Genomic DNA, 18,370 nt, shown 5'->3' on the forward strand with positions numbered 1-18,370 from the left:
GCCTCTCCCACTGGACGTCAGGAACCTCGCCTGACTGATGCTGGCTCGCATCTACAGCTCGCCTCCCCGCAACAAATCAAAAGCCGCCTTGTGTGTCTCCGGTCGATAATACCTTGTCGTGATGGGTTGCTTATCGATACGGTGGCGGATTGAATCGACACACGGGGAAAGCGAATCGCCGGACATGGAGGCTCCATTGAGCCCAATCATCCCCATCGGATAGCTGGGCACGGGAGCGACATATTTCTGCAACTGTCCGAACACGGACATGAAAGGCTTAGCTTTAATCTCCGTTGCCTCTGTGCGAAACGGAGGCAAACCACTCTGCACGACGATCATTCCAGAGCTGCGAAGCCGGCGGAAACATCTCTGATAGAATTCGCGAGTAAACAACGGGGCTGCGACCCCAACCGGATCCGTTGAATCCACCAGTATGAGATCGAAGTGCCGTTTTTCCTCAGCCAAATAGCTGTACGCGTCGTCAACAAGGACATCTGCGCGATCGTCCTGAAAGGCATTATCCGACACGTCGGGAAAGAAACGGCGCGCGAGATCGATGACCTCGCCATCCAATTCCACCATTGTGACCGAATCTACCGGATGCTTGAGCGCCTCTTTCAGAGAGCCTCCATCCCCACCTCCCACGATGAGAACATCCTTCACGTTGCCATGAGCGAACATGGGAACATGCACAAGCATCTCATGATAGATGTGATTATCCTGCTCAGTGATCTGAACGGCGCCGTCAAGCGCCAATACCCTTCCGAAAACAGGCGTTTCAAAAATCTGAATCCTCTGAAACAGAGACTGCTTCTCGATCAGGCATTCAGTGACATCGAGAAGCTGCGAGAATCCAGGATAGAGTTGCTCATGAAACGCCTTCATTCCCGAACTCCTCGCCGATGTTCACTGATCAGCATAAACTCGGGCTGCAGCGCATCTCTCAAGACGCGTGCCGCCTTGTAGGGATGAGCGCCACCACACATGAATATGTCGGCGGCCGCGAAAGAATGCTCAGGCCATGTATGAATCGAAATATGGCTCTCGGCGAGTAAAGCCAAACCGGATAGACCTCCTCCGAGCCCGAAGCGATGAAAATGAAGATTGAGAAGCGATGCGTCCGAGGCCTCTACCGCAGATCGAAAAGCTTTCTCCATACCCCCAACATCGTCCAGCCAGCGCGCATTCCATAGATCGAGCAGAAGATGCGTCCCTGCAAAACGGAACCCGTCGCGCACGATCAGCGCACCGGCATCAAACGGCGGCGTTACGCCCTTTGCTCCCAGATTTTCCCGGCTTTCAAGTCCAATGCGTTCCGTGAAGTCCAGCGTATCCTGCACATCTCTCTCCTGTAACAATCTAGCCTATGCATGCTCGTCTGCGTTGCAGATTGCAGATCCTGCAAAATTATCGGTTGGTGCGAGCATCTTTTGTTTGCGCAGGTCATGCGCAGATGCCTGTTGCGGGCATATACTGGCACCGGCTGGCATCATCGGTGTCTAACTTCGCAAGTTATGACGCCATGCCATCACGTTTGGACTTACATAGCGCCTCCCGAGCCCGCGAAATCGCGGCGCACAGTCAGCGCTAGATGTTCGAGCGCCGTTACGATGCTCGCGACAAGCACTCATCTACCTCTGAATCCCGAGGCAACGTTTCTTGTGAGCATCGGCGTGTGTTGGCGCATGACTTGCGGATGCCGTACTTCATGAACGCAGATGCAGTCATGCCAGCGCGCCAATCAACTCAACGAGCGCTCCATTCGAAGCAAGTTTTCAACCCGGGCGGCTCGAAGCCAGCCCGGGTCAGCGGCCAATTTGGAGGTCGCCCTCACAACAAATGAGCTTTTGGCAATAGATGAGAATGCGCATAACTCTAAATCGGCGAGATTGGCTGCTAAATCAAGCCAACCAGAGAGGACCGCGCGGATTTGCCGCCCCAGGTTGACTTCTGAATCTGATCGCAGCCGTCAATCCCGAACGCTCCGGATTCGATGAACGCCATGCGGAGTTCGCCCCAAACATTGCGCTGTCCGCTAACAGGTACCTAAGTAGCCATTCCGTAATCAGATCGGTTCTCAAGATTGACTTCTTGCAACAAGATCATAGCTTCTGGAGATGATCCGCAATTTGCAATTCTGGCGATTACATCTTCGCACTGGTCGGCTTCCATCAGGAAGCTGACCCGGCAGCGTTCTCACACGTGCTGTCCGGGACAATCAGGAAATTCAACTGAAAATTGAGAATGCGATAACGTTTGTGGCTTCAGCCACAGCGCTTATTCGCGCGAGATCAGGAGCGCCTTCGTTCGTTGTGCGCTTACATTGAAGCTTTACCAACTGAACCGTAAAAAACGAAAGGGACAACAATGGGTGCCTTGCTATGTGCAGCACTGGTGTTCGCAACCTGGGTGATATTCGTATTCAGCAAATACAATCCAGATAGGAAGATCCTATCTGACAAATCGCCGTGTCCAAGGCACGCGCCACGTTGATTGTATCGCTTTTGTCCGGCCGTGCTGCGTAAAGTTGCGCAGCGCGCTCGGGATGGTCGAAAAACGAGAATTGCGATGATTGAAAACTTGCTGTCTGAACATGACATCGCACTGAATGTCATTGTCAAAGATAAACTGCCGGCCCTGACGAAGATTGCTGCTGGTTTGGCACAACGGACCAGTATGCCGAAAGAAACAATTCTTTCCGGCCTTCTTGGTCGAGAACAAGTCGGATCGACTGCTTTCGGTGACGGCATCGCCGTTCCTCATGCCCTGCTCAAGGACCTCTCATATCCGGTCGCTTCCTTGACGCGGTTGACCACTCCGATCGATTTTGACGCGCCGGATGGTAGTCAAGTTGATTTACTTTTCGCGTTGCTTTGGCCTGAACGCGACACCCATCAATTCCTGCCAACCTTGGCTAGCGTCTCTAGGATGCTTCGCAATAGATTCTTGCGCGAGGCGTTGCGTGAGGCGCGATTGCCCGCGGAGGCATTTGCAATCATGTGTTGCGAGCCGATGAGATTCACGATGACCGCTCCATCCCGAATGTTGTGCGACACCGGTATAGTTGTTTCGAAGCAATAGACTGCATTCGACATCCACAGCTGCGCACGATGCATCTCGTTGATTGACGACGCTACGCGTGCCCACGTCAGCATGTCACCAGAGACAGCCTTGGTTACGTGCTCCGATCCAAGACCCGAAAGGACGCATCATGTTTGAGGGTAGATCCGGGCTTCTTCGATTGCAGAAGTCCCAAGCCAGAACGAGCGATTGGAAGCTTGTCAGACTGCTTCTTTACTGCGTACTGCTCAGCGCTGTCGCGGCAGCGGCTTCTGCTGTTTTTGCTTTGGTGCCATATTGGCTTTGGCACGAATGATGGAATCCACCCGCCCTTCAGATGCAAAGATCAGCGACAAAAACGCGCGCTTCCCTGCGCAAGGCTTGAATAGTTGGCTAGCTCCGCCAACTATTATTTATGGCAATCTTTTTGATTCACCGAACTGGCTTTGCCTCCGGGATCACCTGCAAACAGCCCCGTTATCCCGGCCGGCCCTGAGCCGTCCGGGACCAAACCACCTTCCCATGTCTCTAAGCGCGTAAAATCTGCATCCGCCGATCGCTCAGCGGGTCGGGGAGCAGTTTGTTGTTCCAAAAACGCCAGCCCGAGATAGTTACCGAGGATGTTGGACTGCCATCTATTTGGGCAGTGAGGAGGCAAAATGATTGAGCCCGTATATTTCACGTCGGACACGCAACCGAAATCTGGCGCCTTTGTGCATGATCTTTCCACCCGGCTGCTTCCTTACAGCTTTCGCCACGTGAACCTAGCGGCTAATAGCACGCTGCGATCTGCTGAACATGTAACTCGCCTCTTGCACGCAAAAACACATTCTGAAGCCATGAAACTGTCGCTTGACTGCTGTCAGGCGCAGATGGACATCCTCAACGACCATGCGAGCTGTGCCACCGACTTTCTTTACGAGATCGCTCTTCTGGCTGCTGAGCCATTTAGAACCAAAGCGATCCTGCCGTGTAGCGTCGTCCTTTGACTTCCCTCAAAAGAGAGATACAGGAGCCATCCATGCGCGAAATTCTTCCCCCGATCATCCTGCCATCACAGGATCACCTGCGTCTCGAAGAACTCGTCGCCGACGCATTGAGGGATCGACATCCGGTGAGTTCGTTTTTGATGTCCGAGCTCGATCGTGCCCATGTGTGCAATGACACGGAAGTGCCACCCGATGTTGTCCGGCTTAACGACTGGGTGACTTATCGCATAGACGACGATCCGCGGTGCGAGAGCAAGATATTGGTGTTACCGCAAGATTTTAGCAACGAGCTCATCCATCTGTCCGTATTGTCTTTACCGGGTGCCGCCGTCCTTGGACTGCGTGCTGGCGATCGACTCCAATTTCTCAACTTCAAGGGTAATCGAGCCGTTGTCACCGTTGAATGCATCGGTGCACAGCCTGATACGCCCGCGCTATTATCGACGCGCCGAAGAAAGGGACAGACATTCGGACCGCCCGTAGGCCCTGATGACGGGCCGACTGCCGCTTGAGCTTCGCCGCGGATTCTATTTTATGGAATCTGGCTGGCGGCGCAGTGCAGGGAAATCCTCCAGAATCAGACTTACCGGGAGCCCGATATTTACAAAGGTCTCATGAACTGGGCATTCCTGACCGCTCCCTACAAAAGCATCAGCGAATGATGCTCTGCCTGCCGAGCGGCCGAGGAACGACGCAAACGCCCAAGGTAAAACCCGCTGCCAAGGATAGCGATACTCACGAGATCGAGCAGCACCCAGATAATCTTCATGGGTAAGCCGCCGTAATCGCCGAAGTGCAGCGGCGCGATACTTCCAGTACACCGATGGCATGATCACCAGGCCTGAAGCTGGCCCGGTCGTGCATTAACTAGCACAGGACGGAACAGACGGGCTGCCAGCGGATTCTGCTTGCCGGATTAAGGTATTGATGTCGCGGAGCAAGGCAGCGCCCGGCAGCCTATCGGAAAGCCAAATTTCACAGCAAAGTTTCTATCGTGAAAAGGATCCAATCCAGATCGAACCGCTGCGATCCCGATCCGGCCCCCGGCGAGGAGTTCCAGATCGCGGTTAGACCGTCGTCAGCCTGACGCCAGTTGCTTCGTCAAAGAGATGCATCTTGGCATGACAAGAGACAATGTGAAGAGCATCGCCCGGTTTGGCGCTCACCCTTTCCCTGCAAACAACCGAAATATCCACTTGCCCAGCCCTTAGAATAACGTGGGTTTCCGAGCCGGTCGGCTCGACGGTTACCACGCGCGCTGGGGTCCCGTCATCGGCAAAGACAATATCCTCGGGACGGATGCCGCATACGACACGCTTGCCGCTTTCTATCGAATATCTTTCGCTAAGACTAAACGTCGGTCCCTCGTCCGCAACAAATTGCGAACCCCGAATGTGCCCCTTGATCAAGTTCATCGCCGGTGAGCCGATAAAGCCTGCGACGAATATATTGGCGGGCCGATCGTATACATCGAGTGGGCGACCGAATTGCTCCACCACTCCGCCCTGCATCACAACAATCTTGTCAGCCATCGTCATGGCTTCAATCTGATCATGAGTCACATAGACGATCGTGGTCTTCAGCCGCTGATGAAGTTCCTTGAGCTCGGTCCGCATCGCTACGCGGAGTTTTGCATCCAGATTCGACAGCGGCTCATCGAACAGAAACACCTCCGGATTTCGGACAATGGCACGCCCCATCGCGACGCGCTGACGTTGCCCGCCGGATAGCTCACGGGGGTATCGCGCCAGATAGGAGTTAAGGCCAAGGATATCGGCAGCTCGCTTGACCCGCTGCTCGATTTCGTCCGGTGAGGTTTTCCGCAATCTGAGCGAGAATGCCATGTTCGCGCGAACGGTCATATGCGGATACAGCGCATAATTCTGGAAAACCATCGCGATATCGCGATCCTTTGGTGCGACATCGTTGATCACCCGGCCGCCAATCCGGATTTGTCCGTCTGTAATGTTTTCCAAACCCGCGATCATCCGCAACAATGTCGATTTACCGCATCCGGACGGCCCGACCAGAACGATGAACTCGCCCTCGTCGATCTCGATCGATGCGCCGTGAATGACCTCCAGAGGGCCGTATGCCTTCCGAACGTTTTCGATTGCAACGGATACCATGCTTGATTCTCCGGATACAGCTTTAGCCTCGCTGCATCTGCCAAAGGAACGGATTGAACTGGTGAAGGATCACATCAGACTGACGAACTTGCGGTTGAGGTATCCTTCGACCCCCTCAACGCCGCCTTCGTAGCCCTGGCCGCTGTCCTTGACGCCGCCCATTGGTGTTTCAGTTAACGTCATCGACAAGCTGTTGACTGCAACCATGCCGGACTCGATTTCGTCCGAGACTGCAAGCGCGGTTTTGGTCGACGATGTAAAAACATAGGCTGCAAGCCCGTACGGGAGCGCATTGGCCTTGGCGATCACCTCGTCGAAGTCATCGAACGCTGCAATGGGGGCTATCGGGCCGAACGGCTCCTCGCGCATCAATCTCGCGCTCTCTGATGCGTTGCGGATCACCGTGGGCTCAAAAAAGTATCCGCGATTTCCGGTTCTTGCACCGCCAAGCAAGGTTTCCCCACCCAAGGCTGAATCGGCCATGAAGCCGTCCATGGCCTCCAGACGACGTGGATTCGCCATTGGACCCATGGTGCTCGACGACTCCACGCCATCGCCCAGCTTCAGCTTTCTGGCTTCCGACACAAACGCAGAAACGAAGGCATCTTCGATCTTGGAGTGGACATAAAAGCGGCTTGGCGCGATGCACACCTGACCAGCATTACGATATTTTCCGCCGACGAGGGTCTTCGCGGCTTGGGCCGGATCCACATCCGGGAAAACGATTGCGGGCGAATGTCCGCCAAGCTCCATGGTCACGCGCTTCATCCCATCCGCCGCAAGACGCGTCAGGTGTTTGCCGACGGGCACGGAGCCCGTAAACGAAATCTTGCGGATGATCGGGTTGGCAATCAGCGTCTCGGAGACATGAGCCGGCTTGCCGAAAACAAGGCTAAGCACGCCGGGCGGCACGCCGGCTTCATCGAAAGCCTTCACAATCTCGATGCAGGTCCCGGGAGTTTCCTCGGCAGCCTTGATAATGATCGGGCATCCCGCCGCTAGTGCAGTTGCGATTTTTCGGGCGGGGGTCGTCGCTGGAAAATTCCATGGAGTGAATGCCGCCGCTGGCCCCACGGGCTCCGGTATCACCATCTGCCTGATGTCCGATGTTCGTCCGGCGATCAGACGGCCATAAGTCCGCCGGCCTTCGTCCGCGGCCCATTCGATAATGTCAGCCGCGGCGTCCACCTCGCCACGCGATTCTGCAAGAATCTTGCCCTGCTCAAGCGTCAATGTCAGAGCGATATCGTCACGCCGCTCGCGCAGCAGGTCGGCCGCCTTCCGCAGCAGTTTCGCCCGTTCGTAAGGCGATACCTTGCGCCAGAGCGGAAATGCGCGCTTCGCCGCTTCGAGCGCTGCTCCGAGATCTTCATCGGTTGCATGCCACAAATCCGCGATTGGCTGCTCTGTCGCCGGATTGATCACGGGCTCGGAAGCGCGCCCTTCGGCGCGGAGCCATTTTCCGTCAATATAAAGTCCGAGCTGCGGATACACGACCGACTCCCTGTTCCTTACGCGGCTTTTGAATTTCGCAGCGTGGCATCGCGCAGTACCAGCTCGGCGCCCATTTCCCCGATCATGATCGAGGGTGCATTGGTATTGCCGGAAATCAGCGTGGGCATAATGGACGCATCGATCACCCGAAGCCCAAACACGCCATGGACCTTCAACTCATCGTCGACGACGGCGTCGGCGTCGTGCCCCATCCGGCACGTTCCAATCGGGTGGTAGACTGACATCGCCTTCGCGCGAAGGAACGCAAGAAGTTCGTCATCGCTGCTCACGCCCGGCCCCGGTTCTTTTTCCGATCTGATGATGCCGGCAAGCGGCTCGGTGGCAATGACCTTTCGTGCGACCTGCATACCGGCGGCCAGCACCTCAGCATCGCGTGGATCCCCCAAATAGTTCGGCGAGATCGCCGGCGGCACCAATGGATCGGCACTCTTCATGCGGACGTAGCCTCGCGAGTAAGGCCGCAACTGGCACACGGTCAGCGTGAATGCCGAGAATGGGTGCAGCACGGGCCGGTCTTTGCGATCGGTGCTGAACGGATAGAGATGAAATTGAACATCCGGCCGATCAAGCTCCGGCCGGGTCTTGATGAAAGCCCCCGCAATCCCGGCCCACCAGCCCAACGGCCCTTTTCGCTGAAATAAGTAGCTAAGGCCCATGCGAATCTGGCGCAGCGGATTCGCCATGTCATCGTTCAGCGTGATCTTTTTCTTGGTCTCGAGAATGAAGCGAGCCTGGATGTGGTCCTGCATATTCTCGCCGACGCCGGGCAATTCCTTCACGACCGGAACGCCAAATTGACGAAGAAGTCCTCCCGGTCCGATTCCGGACAACTGAAGAATGTGCGGCGACTGAATTGCACCGGCCGAAAGGATGATTTCGCGGTGCGCGGCCACCTGCATTGGCTTCCCGTCGTGAACGAAAGCCACCCCGGATGCCCGGATGCCATCGAACAAGATTTTGGTGACCTGCGCATGCGTCAACAAATCGAGGTTGGGCCGCTTCAACGCGCGGCGGAGAAACGCCTTCGCCGTACTGAAGCGCAGCCCTCGCTTTGCCGTTGCCTGGAAGGGGCCGATGCCTTCCTGCCGTTCGCCGTTGAAATCCGGATTGTGAGGAATCCCCGCCTTCACGCCGGCGGCGATGAAAGCCTCCGCGATCGGATGTTTCTCGGGAAGATCCGTCACCGGCAGAGGACCGCCCGTTCCGTGCCAAGGATCGCTGCCGCGCTGCTGGTCCTCGCTTCGCTTGAACATCGGCAGCACATCGTCATAGCCCCACCCGCGATTGCCGAGATCGCGCCACCCGTCATAGTCCTCGCGTTGGCCGCGCACATAAAGAAGACCGTTGATCGAACTGGATCCGCCGAGGCCCTTCCCGCGCGGCTGTGCGATGCGGCGGCCGTTGAGGCCCCCTTGCGGTTCTGTCTCGAACATCCAGTTGACGGTGCGATTGAAAAAGGTTCGGCCATATCCCAGCGGGACATGAATCCAGATATTTCGATCCTGCCCCCCTGCTTCCAGCAGGAGAACCGAATGCTCGCCGCTCTGCGACAGCCGGTCCGCCATTACGCAACCGGCCGATCCGGCACCGATGATAATGTAATCGTAAGCCTGCTTGTGCATCTCTCTCGTTCTCAGTTCGCAAGGCCGCTGGTCTGGAAACCGCGCACCAGATACTTGCGCCCGAACAGCACAAGCAGAAGGCCCGGAAGCGCCAGCAGGAAGTTCGCAGCCTGGATCACGGCCCAGTTCAATTCCATCTGCTGCACGAAAAGGCTCATCGCGATCGGCAATGTAAATTTCTGGTCGTCACGGATCAGCATCAGCCCGAGAACGAAATCGTTCCATGATGCGGCGAACGCGAAGATAAAGACCGCCGTCAGTGCAGGAATCGATAGCGGCACCATCACCAGGAGAAACGTCTGAAACTTGCTCGCGCCATCGATCTCAGCTGCTTCTTCATAAGATTTTGGCAGCGCCTGATAGAATTGCCACATCAGCCACAGGCCGAACGGCAAGCTCAGCGTCACATGCGCGATGGCCAGCCCTCCGATCGAATTCAGAAGACCAAGTTTCTGGAAAAGTGCAAAGAATGGGATACCCAGAAGTACCTCGGGGAACATGTACGAAAACAGCACGATCTGCGCGATCAAGGTCTTGCGCGGGATATTGGTCCGCGCGAGCGCATAACCACCGAGCCCGCTGCATACCACAACGATGACACTGCTGATCAGCGCTGCCTGTAGACTGTTGGATGCAGTGACGAGGAAATTCGTCGTCTTCAAAAGTGTGCTGAAGTTCTCGAACGTGAAGCTACTGAGCAGCAATCGAGGCTTGTAAACGTCCGCCGGCGTTTCCAGAGCGGATTTCAGCATCCAGTAAAATGGGAACAGCACCGGGACAAGATAGATTCCGATCAGCACCTTGGGCAGAACATTCCGGCGCTCAACCACGGGCCACCTCCTTCTCGGGATGGAACGTGCGGATGTAGATAATGCCGAACACCAGCAGAATCATGAAAATTACTGTCGATGCTGCGCCGCCGACACCGTAGTTGTTGTTGCCGAATGCCTGCACATAGGCATACAGCGGCAGCGTCGTCGTTCCACCGATCGGCCCGCCCGACGTCAAAAGCCAGATGATGTCGAAGCGATTGAACATCCAGATTCCGCGCAACAGGATGACCAGCAGGATCGGTGCGCGGAGCATCGGAATGGTGATATAGATCAGCTCTTGCCACCAGTTGACGCCGTCAACGCGCGCGGCTTCGTAAACACTCGGAGGGATCGTTCCGAGATTGGCGAGGACGACCAGAACGACAAACGGCGTGAACTGCCAGACACTCGCCGCCGTGACCAGCGACATCGCCAGCACGCCGGTGCTGGTGAACTCGACCGCCGACCCCAACAAACCCGACTGGACCATGAGCTGATTGAAAATGCCGTTGAGGCTGTCCGTCATCCATCGCCACACCAATGCAGTGGTGACAGTCGGAATCATGTAGGGCATCAGCACGAAGCTGGTGACGAGCGGACTGCCGTGCCGGAAGACCAGGATCGCAATGCCGACGCCCAGAACGACCTCAAGCATCGTTGAGATCACCGCATAGATCGTTCCGATCAGGAGTGCACGCCAGAATGCGGAATCGCTCAGGATCTCGCGATAATTGTCGAGACCAGCGAACGTCATGTGGGCCTGAAACGGTCCACTGTTGGTGAAGCCAAGTACGATGGCCCAAGTGACGGGTACGATCATCACCGCGATAAACAGACTCGCCACGAGCAGCAATGCGATGCCCGAAAAATCCAGTTTGCGAAGTATGCTCGTTCCCGTCACAGCCGATATCCGTCCGTTCAGGCGTTCTTGACGAGCGAACGGGCAGCCTTTGCGGCCTGATCGATCGCGGCTGTCGGATCGGCACCACCCTGCACCACGCTGGCCAGCATCTTGTTGTAAATAGTGCTGGTGTAGATCTTCGCGCGCTGCCAACTCGGCTTCTTGCCGTTCAGGTCATAGACAGGATTCCGCGCCTGATCCCACGCGGTATTGATCACCTCGACGATATCCTGATGCTTCTGGACGAAGTCGTTCTTTTGATAACCGCCATGAAAATCCTCCTTGGTGGTCGGGAGAACATGAAGCGGGATCGACCACAGGTAGTCGAAATAGCGCTGCCCTTCACGCAGATAGGTGATGATCTGCTTCGCCACTTCCTTGTTCTTTGACCCTTGGAACACCATGAAGCCTTCAGCGGAAAGACGATTCGCTGCCGACTTGCCGTAGGGCTGCAGCATAGGTTTGGTGACCTCGGCAAGTTGCGGGTTATTCTGGGCGGTCACCGCGAAAAGGCGTGAACCGATGTAGTCGGCCATCGCGACTTTGCCGGACGCGAATGAGTTGATGATCTCACCCCAACCGAAATTCGTACCGCTAGGCGAGAACTTCGACATCCGGGCAACAAATGCCAGCGTCTCGGCCAGAGCCACCTTGTTTGCGCCCTGGTCAAAGAGAACGTTGCCGTCGTCATCGACGAAGTTGACGCCGTTGGAGAAGGCGTAGCTGAACAGCGACGACACCGGGTTGTCACCGGTTTCGTTTGAACTGACGGCATAACCATACTGTCCATTGCCGGTGAGCTTCTTTGCAGCAACCTCGAATTCACTCCATGTCTTCGGCGGCTGAAGACCGGCCTTCTCGAACAGATCAGAGCGGTACCAGCTGTAGGTGAACTTGACGCCCATCGGCACAAAGTAGTCTTGCCCGTCGATTTTTGCGCGCCAGCGATCCGGCAGGTTTTTGATCCCGCTGACGACATCAGAAACCGGCTCCAGCAGCTTGGCGTTCGCATAAAGCGTGGCATCTTCGATGTCGAGATTGACGATATCGGGGGCCGTTCCGCTCTGAAGCATCGACGCCACCTGCTTGCGCACGGCTTCGGGCGACGTGAACAACGGATTGATTTTAAGACCTGGATTTGCTGCTTCGAGCGCAGCGATCAGGTCGCCGGTCACTTTTTTGGTGGTCGGCAGCGATTCATAGGTGAGATAGCTGATAGTGCCGGTCATTCCGGCGGCAAAGGCTTTGAGCGGCACGCCAAGAGCCGCTCCGGCACCAGCGCCAAGCGCCAGCTTCAAGAATTCCGCGCGCGTTACATTCATTTCATCACTCCCTCGGTTACTGACAAGCTTTGATGGGTAGCGCTTACTGCGATTTTTGTTGTTGGGCCGAAGCCGGTTGATCCGCGCGTGCGCCGGGCTTTAGCGTTCCGCCCTGCGTCAGCGGCTGCACGCGGTCCTGATAAATGGCTAGCCAGCCCGTCTTCTCGGCATTTACGAACGGCACGAGTGCCGCGCGACGGGCGTTGAGTTCGCTGTCGCTCAGCTCAAGATCGATCTTTCGTGCGCCGACATCGATCGAGATGGTGTCGCCATCTTTTACGAGCGCAATCGGACCGCCGTCGGCGGCCTCCGGCATCACCTGTCCGATCGTGAAGCCGCGGTTAAGGCCGGAAAGCTGACCATCCGTAATCACCGCAATTTCTTCACCGAGATGCGCTCCATTGACGGCCGCGACGAACCAGGATGCCGAAGCAACACCCGGCCCACCACGCGCCCCGAGCCCCCGCAGCACGATCACCTCTCCACCCTTGATCTCGCCGCGCGCAAGCGCCTCCATGGCGGATTCCTGGGATTCGAAGACCCGACACTTGCCACGGAACGCCGCCGCCTTGCCGGTGCCGAGCTTCATGATCGATCCTTGCGGCGCCAGCGATCCCTGCAGAATGACAACGGACGGCCCAGGGCCGGCCGGCTGTGCAAGGCTTCCGATAACGCCATCGCCAACCGTGACATCGGAAAGATTCTCGCCAACCGTCCGCCCCGTGACGGTCATCACGTCACGCTGCAGCAACGTCTCCAGCTGCTTCATCACGGCCCGGGCGCCACCAGCCGCTTCCAGTTCTTCGATACGACCGCTTCCGTTTGGCTTGATTGCGCACAACAGCGGCACCTTGCTGCCGAGCTTGTGGATCAGTTCATAAACATTGGCGCCGATTTCACCCTCGGACGCTACAGCCTGAAGATGACGCAGCATATTGATGGAGCCGCTCACCGCGAGACCGACCGCCATCGCGTTCGCGAAAGCATTCGGCGTCATGATGTCCCTCGGGCGCAAATCCTCGTTGACAAGACCGACAATGCGGCGACCCGCCTCTCTGGCAAAATCGCGCATCCGCTGGCCGGACGCCGCAACCGGAGCGCTGCCGGGCAAGGTCATGCCGAGCGCTTCCGCCATGATGTGCATTGTATTGGCTGTGCCCATGCCCGCGCAGACACCGGGGCTGCGAACGGCGACCTCGCACATCTCCTCGATGTCCTTGGTGGTGATGTGACCGGTCGCCAGTTCACCGACCGATTCGAATACATCTTCAATATCAACAGGCTTGTTATGCAGGCGTCCGCAGGCCTGATAGCCGCCGATCACCAGAATGCTGGGAATGTTGAGCCGCGCCGCCGCCATCAGGTGCGCCGGCGCGGTCTTATCGCAGCTCGACAGGCAAACCATGCCATCGAGCACCGCGCCTTCAATCGCCACCTCAATGTCGTTCACGAGAAGATCGCGCGACGGCATCAAATAGCGGCCGCCACGTCCTGCTCCGGTGATGAAATCGCTCGGCGCCGTCGTCTTGATCTCGAACGGCAGACCACCCGCTTCGCGGATACCCTCCTTCACGATTCTGGCAACTTCATCGAGATGACTGAAGCAGATCGAGATTTCCGACGACGAATTGATGACAGCGATCTTGGGCTTCTGCATGTCCTCGTCAGTCAAACCGAGCGCGCGCCATTGTGCACGGCGGATGGCCCATCGCGTCGTCCCCGGTTCGAAATTGGATCGATATTCACGCTTATTCATGCTGTGGTTACTTGCTCAGCTTTGGTGTGATGCCCCGCGTTCGGCAGCGGCCCAACGATGGCCCCCTGCTTCTCCAGTTGGCGACGGAGGCCGCCGATGTCGATCTTGCGGATATCGCCAGCGCCCGCTTGCGCAGCGGCGACACCGGCGGCTTCGCCCATCGCCATGCACACTGCCGCAATCCGCATCGACGCATGAGCATCGTGCGAAGCAGACGAGCAACGGCCGGCCACAAGAAGGCCATCGAGTCCGACTGGCAGCAGCATCCGGAATGGCAATTCGTAGTAAGTGCCCGGCTTCAGGAAAACCCACTTGGTTGCGCGGCCCGCACCATGCTCCTCCACAGGCCACGCGCTGCATGCAATCGAATCCTCGAAGCGAGCCTCATTGAGTACATCGTCAAGCGTAAGCCAGTAGTCGCCCTTGATTCGACGGCTTTCGCGTACGCCGATTTCCGACCCAATATCCGCGATGAAGGCATTCTCATAGCCCGGCACGAAACGGCGGAATGCTTCCAGATAGGTCTTGAGCTGCCGCCGGCCATCGATCTCGGCAGCGGTCACTTCTTCGGTATTCAGCGGATCCGGCGAGCGATTCCCGCGAAGTACACGCGTAATATTCAGATGCATCGCGCCTTCGCGAAGGCTGAACATGCCTCCGGCCGTGCGCGGCAAAGACAAGCCCGCAGCGACTGCCTTTTCAAGATGATTGCGGAGTTCGTCACGCGTCATAGCCGTGGCACGCGCCGTATCCACGCCGCCGAAGCGGAACATGGTCGTCGGAGCCTGAATAATGGAGGGATCGTGCTCAAACTCGGCATCGCACAGCGAAGCAATGTTGGCATCGCCTGTGCAGTCGACCACGGTCGTTGCCATGCATGCCCAGCGGCCATCTCGTCCTTCGAAGACCACTCCCTTGACGCGCGCGCCATCCTTCACCACGCCGACTGCAAGACTATGAAGCGCGACATTAACGCCAGCTTCGGCAACCATGTCATCGGCAACCAGCTTGATCGTGGTCGGGTCGTACAGCAGTGAGGCTGTTTCCAGCCAGCGCATCGGGCCCTTGATAGATCCGAGCCGATCCATGCGCTCGATCAACTCGCCCGCAAACCCCTTCACGACCGGAATGACTTCGGATTCCGTGACTGTGTACAGACCGCAAATACTGCCAAGGGTCACCATGGCCAGCGTGCCGCCAAGATAACCGTTCTTTTCAACGAGGAGCACATCGGCACCGAGACGGGCCGCAGAAGTGGCGGCCGCGAGTCCTGCCGAGCCGCCGCCTACAACCAGAACATCCACCGTTCTTCGAACCGGTGTTTGGCGAGCGGCCTCCGTGATGGTTTGCATGGCGCGTATCCCGATCATCTGTTGGTGCGATGTCCGCCGGTCGAACCACGGATGACGAGCTCTGTCGGAAGACAAATCGTTGTGTGATCCCGGCCCGCGCCGCCGATCCGATCACGCAACAGTGCGACAGCCTCGTGAGCCATTTGCTTCAGCGGTTGCCGGACAGTGGTGAGATCAAAAGCTGGCCACGCCGCCATCTCGATGTCGTCGTATCCGATCAACCAAAGCTGTCCGGGAACATCGACGCCACGCGCACGCGCGGCATCACGCGCACCCAGCGCAATCACATCGTTGACGCAGAAGATCACATCTGGCGGCTGCGCGAGATCGAGCAGATACGATGCTGCGTCAAAGCCGGTTTTGTGCGAGAACGAATCGACCCGTATCGCCAGCGACGGATCCAGTGGCCGGCCCAGTTCATTAAGCCGCGAGCGGAAAGCGGTTTGTCGCGCGCGAATGGTACTTGCCAGCGGCGGTCCGTCGATCAACCCGATGCGCTTGCGGCCGGATTTCACCACGTAATCGGCAACACTAATCGCACCCTGGGCGTTGTCGCTACTCACTTGATCGCAGGGCCAGCCTTCGACAACACGGTGGATGAGAACGACCGGCGCGTTCATCATCACCGCCTCGTAGAGTGGCGTGGAAAACGCTGTGGCAGTCGTCATGATGACGCCGTCGACCAGACTTTCCCGCACGGCGGAAGCTGCAGCGCCTTCGTCGGTCTCGTCGGTATTCCAGACCATCATACGCAGACCGGCTTCGGTCAGTTGCTGGCCGAGAATTTGCAGCATCTCCGGATAAAGAGGGTTCGCCAAACGCGATACCACAACCCCGATATTGCCCGTGCGGTTCGTCCGCATCGCACGGGCCATGCCGTTCGGTCGATAGTTCATCTGCCGCATAACAGCGAGAACACGCTCACGCGTCTCAGCCTGCACGTTCGGATTTCCCGACAGCACCCGTGACACGGTCGCCTGCGACACCTTCGCAACGCGAGCTATGTCCTTGCTCGTTAAAGGCAAATTTTGTGAAATCGTATTCATTCTCACATAGCAAGTCGTTCGATTTGTCTTATTTCAAAGAACAATAATCATGTATACGAATTCATGGCAAGCAAAAATAATCTCCTTTCTCTGAATACGCGGTCGCCGGAGCGAAGCGCTGCAAATCGGGAGGAAATATTGCTGGCAGCCAATGCGAATGACGCTCGTATCACAGACCAACGCTTTGCTTACGCCCGTGTGGCGCTACTCATTTGCTCTCCCAAATATCTCTCGGGCGGAATGACGCTCGGTGAGGTCATCCAGACAGCTGCGGCTTTTGTTATCGTTCAGGGCGCATTTCGTTGGTTCACGGATAGTTACGGCCGGCTCGCCGAGTGAGCTGCATCCGCCAACCGCGTTGCTTCATCACTCATTTCTTTGGATTACCTTGAAGGTAACCTCCCGTCGGATGACCGAACATGGAGGGTGAAGTTGAACGTGAATGATCGGCAACGCAATTCTGCAGTTGTTTCGCGACACTGCGAACCGATCGTTGATCGGCTCGAGTAATTGCACGCGTAGTCGCGCTTATGAGCTATTTGCGCCATGCCGTTGCGAAAGTCGGATTAACATTCACTCGCCCCCAAAACCGAGCATAGACCGGTGTTACGACGTGCGCTCCGCAGCTTGCGAAAAACTTGATCTTCGTTGATCTGCCTCAAGGCTACCGCCCAAGCTTTGATAAGATGGATGTACGGGTCTTGAAATAGAGAACGCTCACGACCGTTGGCAAAGCGAGTTGACCTTGAGGACGACAAGGACGACAACTCCGGCAAAAAGGCGGCGCTCCATCGCTGATAATCCTGCGCGGCACAGCGATCGGGCCGATTCGTGGGCCGTTGCGACTGTCGAGGTTGGTAACGATGATGGCTTTCACGACTTCTTAGAGGAAAGCCCGGATACCATTATTATCGTCGACCAGAGCGCCTGCATTAGCTTCGCGAGCAAGCGCGCCGAGGCGATGTTCGGCTACTCAATAGACGAGCTCCTTCGAAAACCGCTTAGCATTCTTGTTCCCGAACGGAGTCGGGATCTCCACGCGGAGCATTTAAAACGCTTCATGAACGACCCTACACCACGCATGATGGGCACGGGGCTACAGTTACACGCTCTTCATAAGGACGGCAGCGAAATCCCGGTTGAGATTAGCCTGAGCCCACATCAAACCCCCAACGGGCTCGTCATAGTAACCGCTATACGAGATGTGGAAGTTGCTAGGCGATTTCAGGATTTACTGTTGAAAGAGTTGCATCATCGAGTGAAAAATATGATTGCAATCGTTGCTGCGATTACCTCCCAGAGCCTGAAATCTGCGCAGAACTTGGAGGAAGGACGATTGGCCATCGAAGGTCGGTTGCTTGCTATCGAGCCATTCGATGATCTGGAGGTTCGACGGTTTGTCGTTCGAGATAGTAACATCGATATTGCTTCGGGTGCGGTCCTTCCACTCATTATGTCCCTCAACGAGCTTTGCACGAATGCCGTTAAATACGGTGCGCTGTCCAACGCCACAGGACGTGTCCACATCACTTCGGCAGTCGATGAGCCCGCACATCTGTTAAAGCTGAAATGGACCGAGAGAGGAGGCCCGCTCGTCCAAGAGCTAACTCGACGCGGTTTCGGGACAAATCTCATCAAGCGCCTTGCCGATCAGCTTAATGGCAGTGTCCGATTGCGATATGAGCCCGAGGGCATTGAGTACGAACTCGATGTTCCTCTGGCTACTTTACAGGCACGAGAGGCGAAAATCGTTGACCGCTAAGAGTACGCCCTTAGTCAGGGCGGAGGTGCTCTTTCAACTGACCTGCCCCAATGTGAGTGGACATTCAATAACGCTTTGTTCTGCGAATCCGACCGTGACCACCG

Annotated in this window: 17 protein-coding genes; 5 read left to right on the forward strand and 12 right to left on the reverse strand. The window is 56.7% G+C overall.

Annotated elements, in window-relative coordinates; genetic code table 11:
* Nucleotides 1-51: 51 nt before the first annotated feature.
* Together speE and speD are read right to left on the reverse strand one after the other, a co-directional pair.
* Nucleotides 52-885 carry a polyamine aminopropyltransferase gene (gene speE / locus ASC80_RS10520; RefSeq protein WP_056296506.1) on the reverse strand — a complete coding sequence of 278 codons (834 nt, stop codon included), beginning with the start codon at nt 883-885 and terminating at the stop codon, nt 52-54.
* Nucleotides 882-1,340, reverse strand: a complete 459-nt coding sequence (gene speD, locus ASC80_RS10525; protein ID WP_244487246.1) for an adenosylmethionine decarboxylase — start codon at nt 1,338-1,340, stop codon at nt 882-884. Before speD ends, speE begins: the two co-directional genes overlap by 4 nt.
* A 1,228-nt stretch (nt 1,341-2,568) precedes the next feature.
* Between speD and ASC80_RS10530 the strand changes: the two genes are divergently transcribed.
* The 3 genes from ASC80_RS10530 (at nt 2,569) to ASC80_RS23045 (ending at nt 4,561) form a co-directional block, all read left to right on the forward strand.
* Entirely contained in the window at nt 2,569-3,081 is a 513-nt protein-coding gene (locus ASC80_RS10530) for a PTS sugar transporter subunit IIA (protein WP_056296511.1), read from the forward strand.
* A gap of 638 nt (nt 3,082-3,719) precedes the next feature.
* Nucleotides 3,720-4,049, forward strand: coding sequence for a hypothetical protein (locus ASC80_RS23685; protein ID WP_156464352.1), 330 nt, complete (start codon nt 3,720-3,722; stop codon nt 4,047-4,049).
* Between the two features lie 32 nt (nt 4,050-4,081).
* Nucleotides 4,082-4,561 carry a GreA/GreB family elongation factor gene (locus ASC80_RS23045; protein WP_156464353.1) on the forward strand — a complete coding sequence of 160 codons (480 nt, stop codon included), beginning with the start codon at nt 4,082-4,084 and terminating at the stop codon, nt 4,559-4,561.
* Nucleotides 4,562-4,689: 128 nt separating this feature from the next.
* Here ASC80_RS23045 and ASC80_RS24550 read toward each other — a convergent pair whose 3' ends face one another.
* The 10 genes from ASC80_RS24550 to ASC80_RS10575 form a co-directional block, all read right to left on the reverse strand.
* Nucleotides 4,690-4,857, reverse strand: coding sequence for a PepSY domain-containing protein (locus ASC80_RS24550; protein WP_082512514.1), 168 nt, complete (start codon nt 4,855-4,857; stop codon nt 4,690-4,692).
* A gap of 259 nt (nt 4,858-5,116) precedes the next feature.
* On the reverse strand, nt 5,117-6,178 hold the full coding sequence (locus ASC80_RS10535) for an ABC transporter ATP-binding protein (protein ID WP_056296514.1): 1,062 nt from the start codon (nt 6,176-6,178) through the stop codon (nt 5,117-5,119).
* Nucleotides 6,179-6,247: 69 nt separating this feature from the next.
* A complete protein-coding gene (locus ASC80_RS10540) occupies nt 6,248-7,672 on the reverse strand; it encodes an NAD-dependent succinate-semialdehyde dehydrogenase (RefSeq protein ID WP_056296516.1) in 1,425 nt (474 codons plus the stop codon).
* A 17-nt stretch (nt 7,673-7,689) separates the two neighbouring features.
* On the reverse strand, nt 7,690-9,315 hold the full coding sequence (locus tag ASC80_RS10545) for a GMC family oxidoreductase (protein WP_056296520.1): 1,626 nt from the start codon (nt 9,313-9,315) through the stop codon (nt 7,690-7,692).
* Nucleotides 9,316-9,326: 11 nt separating this feature from the next.
* Entirely contained in the window at nt 9,327-10,145 is an 819-nt protein-coding gene (locus ASC80_RS10550) for a carbohydrate ABC transporter permease (protein WP_056296524.1), read from the reverse strand.
* Nucleotides 10,138-11,028, reverse strand: a complete 891-nt coding sequence (locus ASC80_RS10555; RefSeq protein WP_056296527.1) for a carbohydrate ABC transporter permease — start codon at nt 11,026-11,028, stop codon at nt 10,138-10,140. Before ASC80_RS10555 ends, ASC80_RS10550 begins: the two co-directional genes overlap by 8 nt.
* A 17-nt stretch (nt 11,029-11,045) precedes the next feature.
* Nucleotides 11,046-12,350 (reverse strand): ABC transporter substrate-binding protein, encoded by a 1,305-nt coding sequence (locus ASC80_RS10560; RefSeq protein ID WP_056296530.1) that lies wholly within the window; start codon nt 12,348-12,350, stop codon nt 11,046-11,048.
* 43 nt (nt 12,351-12,393) lie between these two features.
* The gene (gene ilvD / locus ASC80_RS10565) at nt 12,394-14,106 is read right to left on the reverse strand and encodes a dihydroxy-acid dehydratase (RefSeq protein ID WP_056296533.1); all 1,713 of its coding nucleotides are present in this window, start codon (nt 14,104-14,106) and stop codon (nt 12,394-12,396) included.
* Nucleotides 14,103-15,458 carry an FAD-dependent oxidoreductase gene (locus ASC80_RS10570; protein ID WP_082512605.1) on the reverse strand — a complete coding sequence of 452 codons (1,356 nt, stop codon included), beginning with the start codon at nt 15,456-15,458 and terminating at the stop codon, nt 14,103-14,105. Before ASC80_RS10570 ends, ilvD begins: the two co-directional genes overlap by 4 nt.
* Before the next feature lie 14 nt (nt 15,459-15,472).
* The gene (locus ASC80_RS10575; protein ID WP_056296540.1) at nt 15,473-16,504 is read right to left on the reverse strand and encodes a LacI family DNA-binding transcriptional regulator; all 1,032 of its coding nucleotides are present in this window, start codon (nt 16,502-16,504) and stop codon (nt 15,473-15,475) included.
* Between the two features lie 138 nt (nt 16,505-16,642).
* Between ASC80_RS10575 and ASC80_RS10580 the strand changes: the two genes are divergently transcribed.
* Nucleotides 16,643-16,843 carry a hypothetical protein gene (locus ASC80_RS10580; protein WP_210168410.1) on the forward strand — a complete coding sequence of 67 codons (201 nt, stop codon included), beginning with the start codon at nt 16,643-16,645 and terminating at the stop codon, nt 16,841-16,843.
* Between the two features lie 406 nt (nt 16,844-17,249).
* Nucleotides 17,250-18,266, forward strand: a complete 1,017-nt coding sequence (locus ASC80_RS10585; RefSeq protein ID WP_156464354.1) for a sensor histidine kinase — start codon at nt 17,250-17,252, stop codon at nt 18,264-18,266.
* Nucleotides 18,267-18,370 lie beyond the last annotated feature (104 nt).

The sequence above is a fragment of the Afipia sp. Root123D2 genome, assembly GCF_001425835.1.
Lineage (GTDB): Bacteria > Pseudomonadota > Alphaproteobacteria > Rhizobiales > Xanthobacteraceae > Afipia.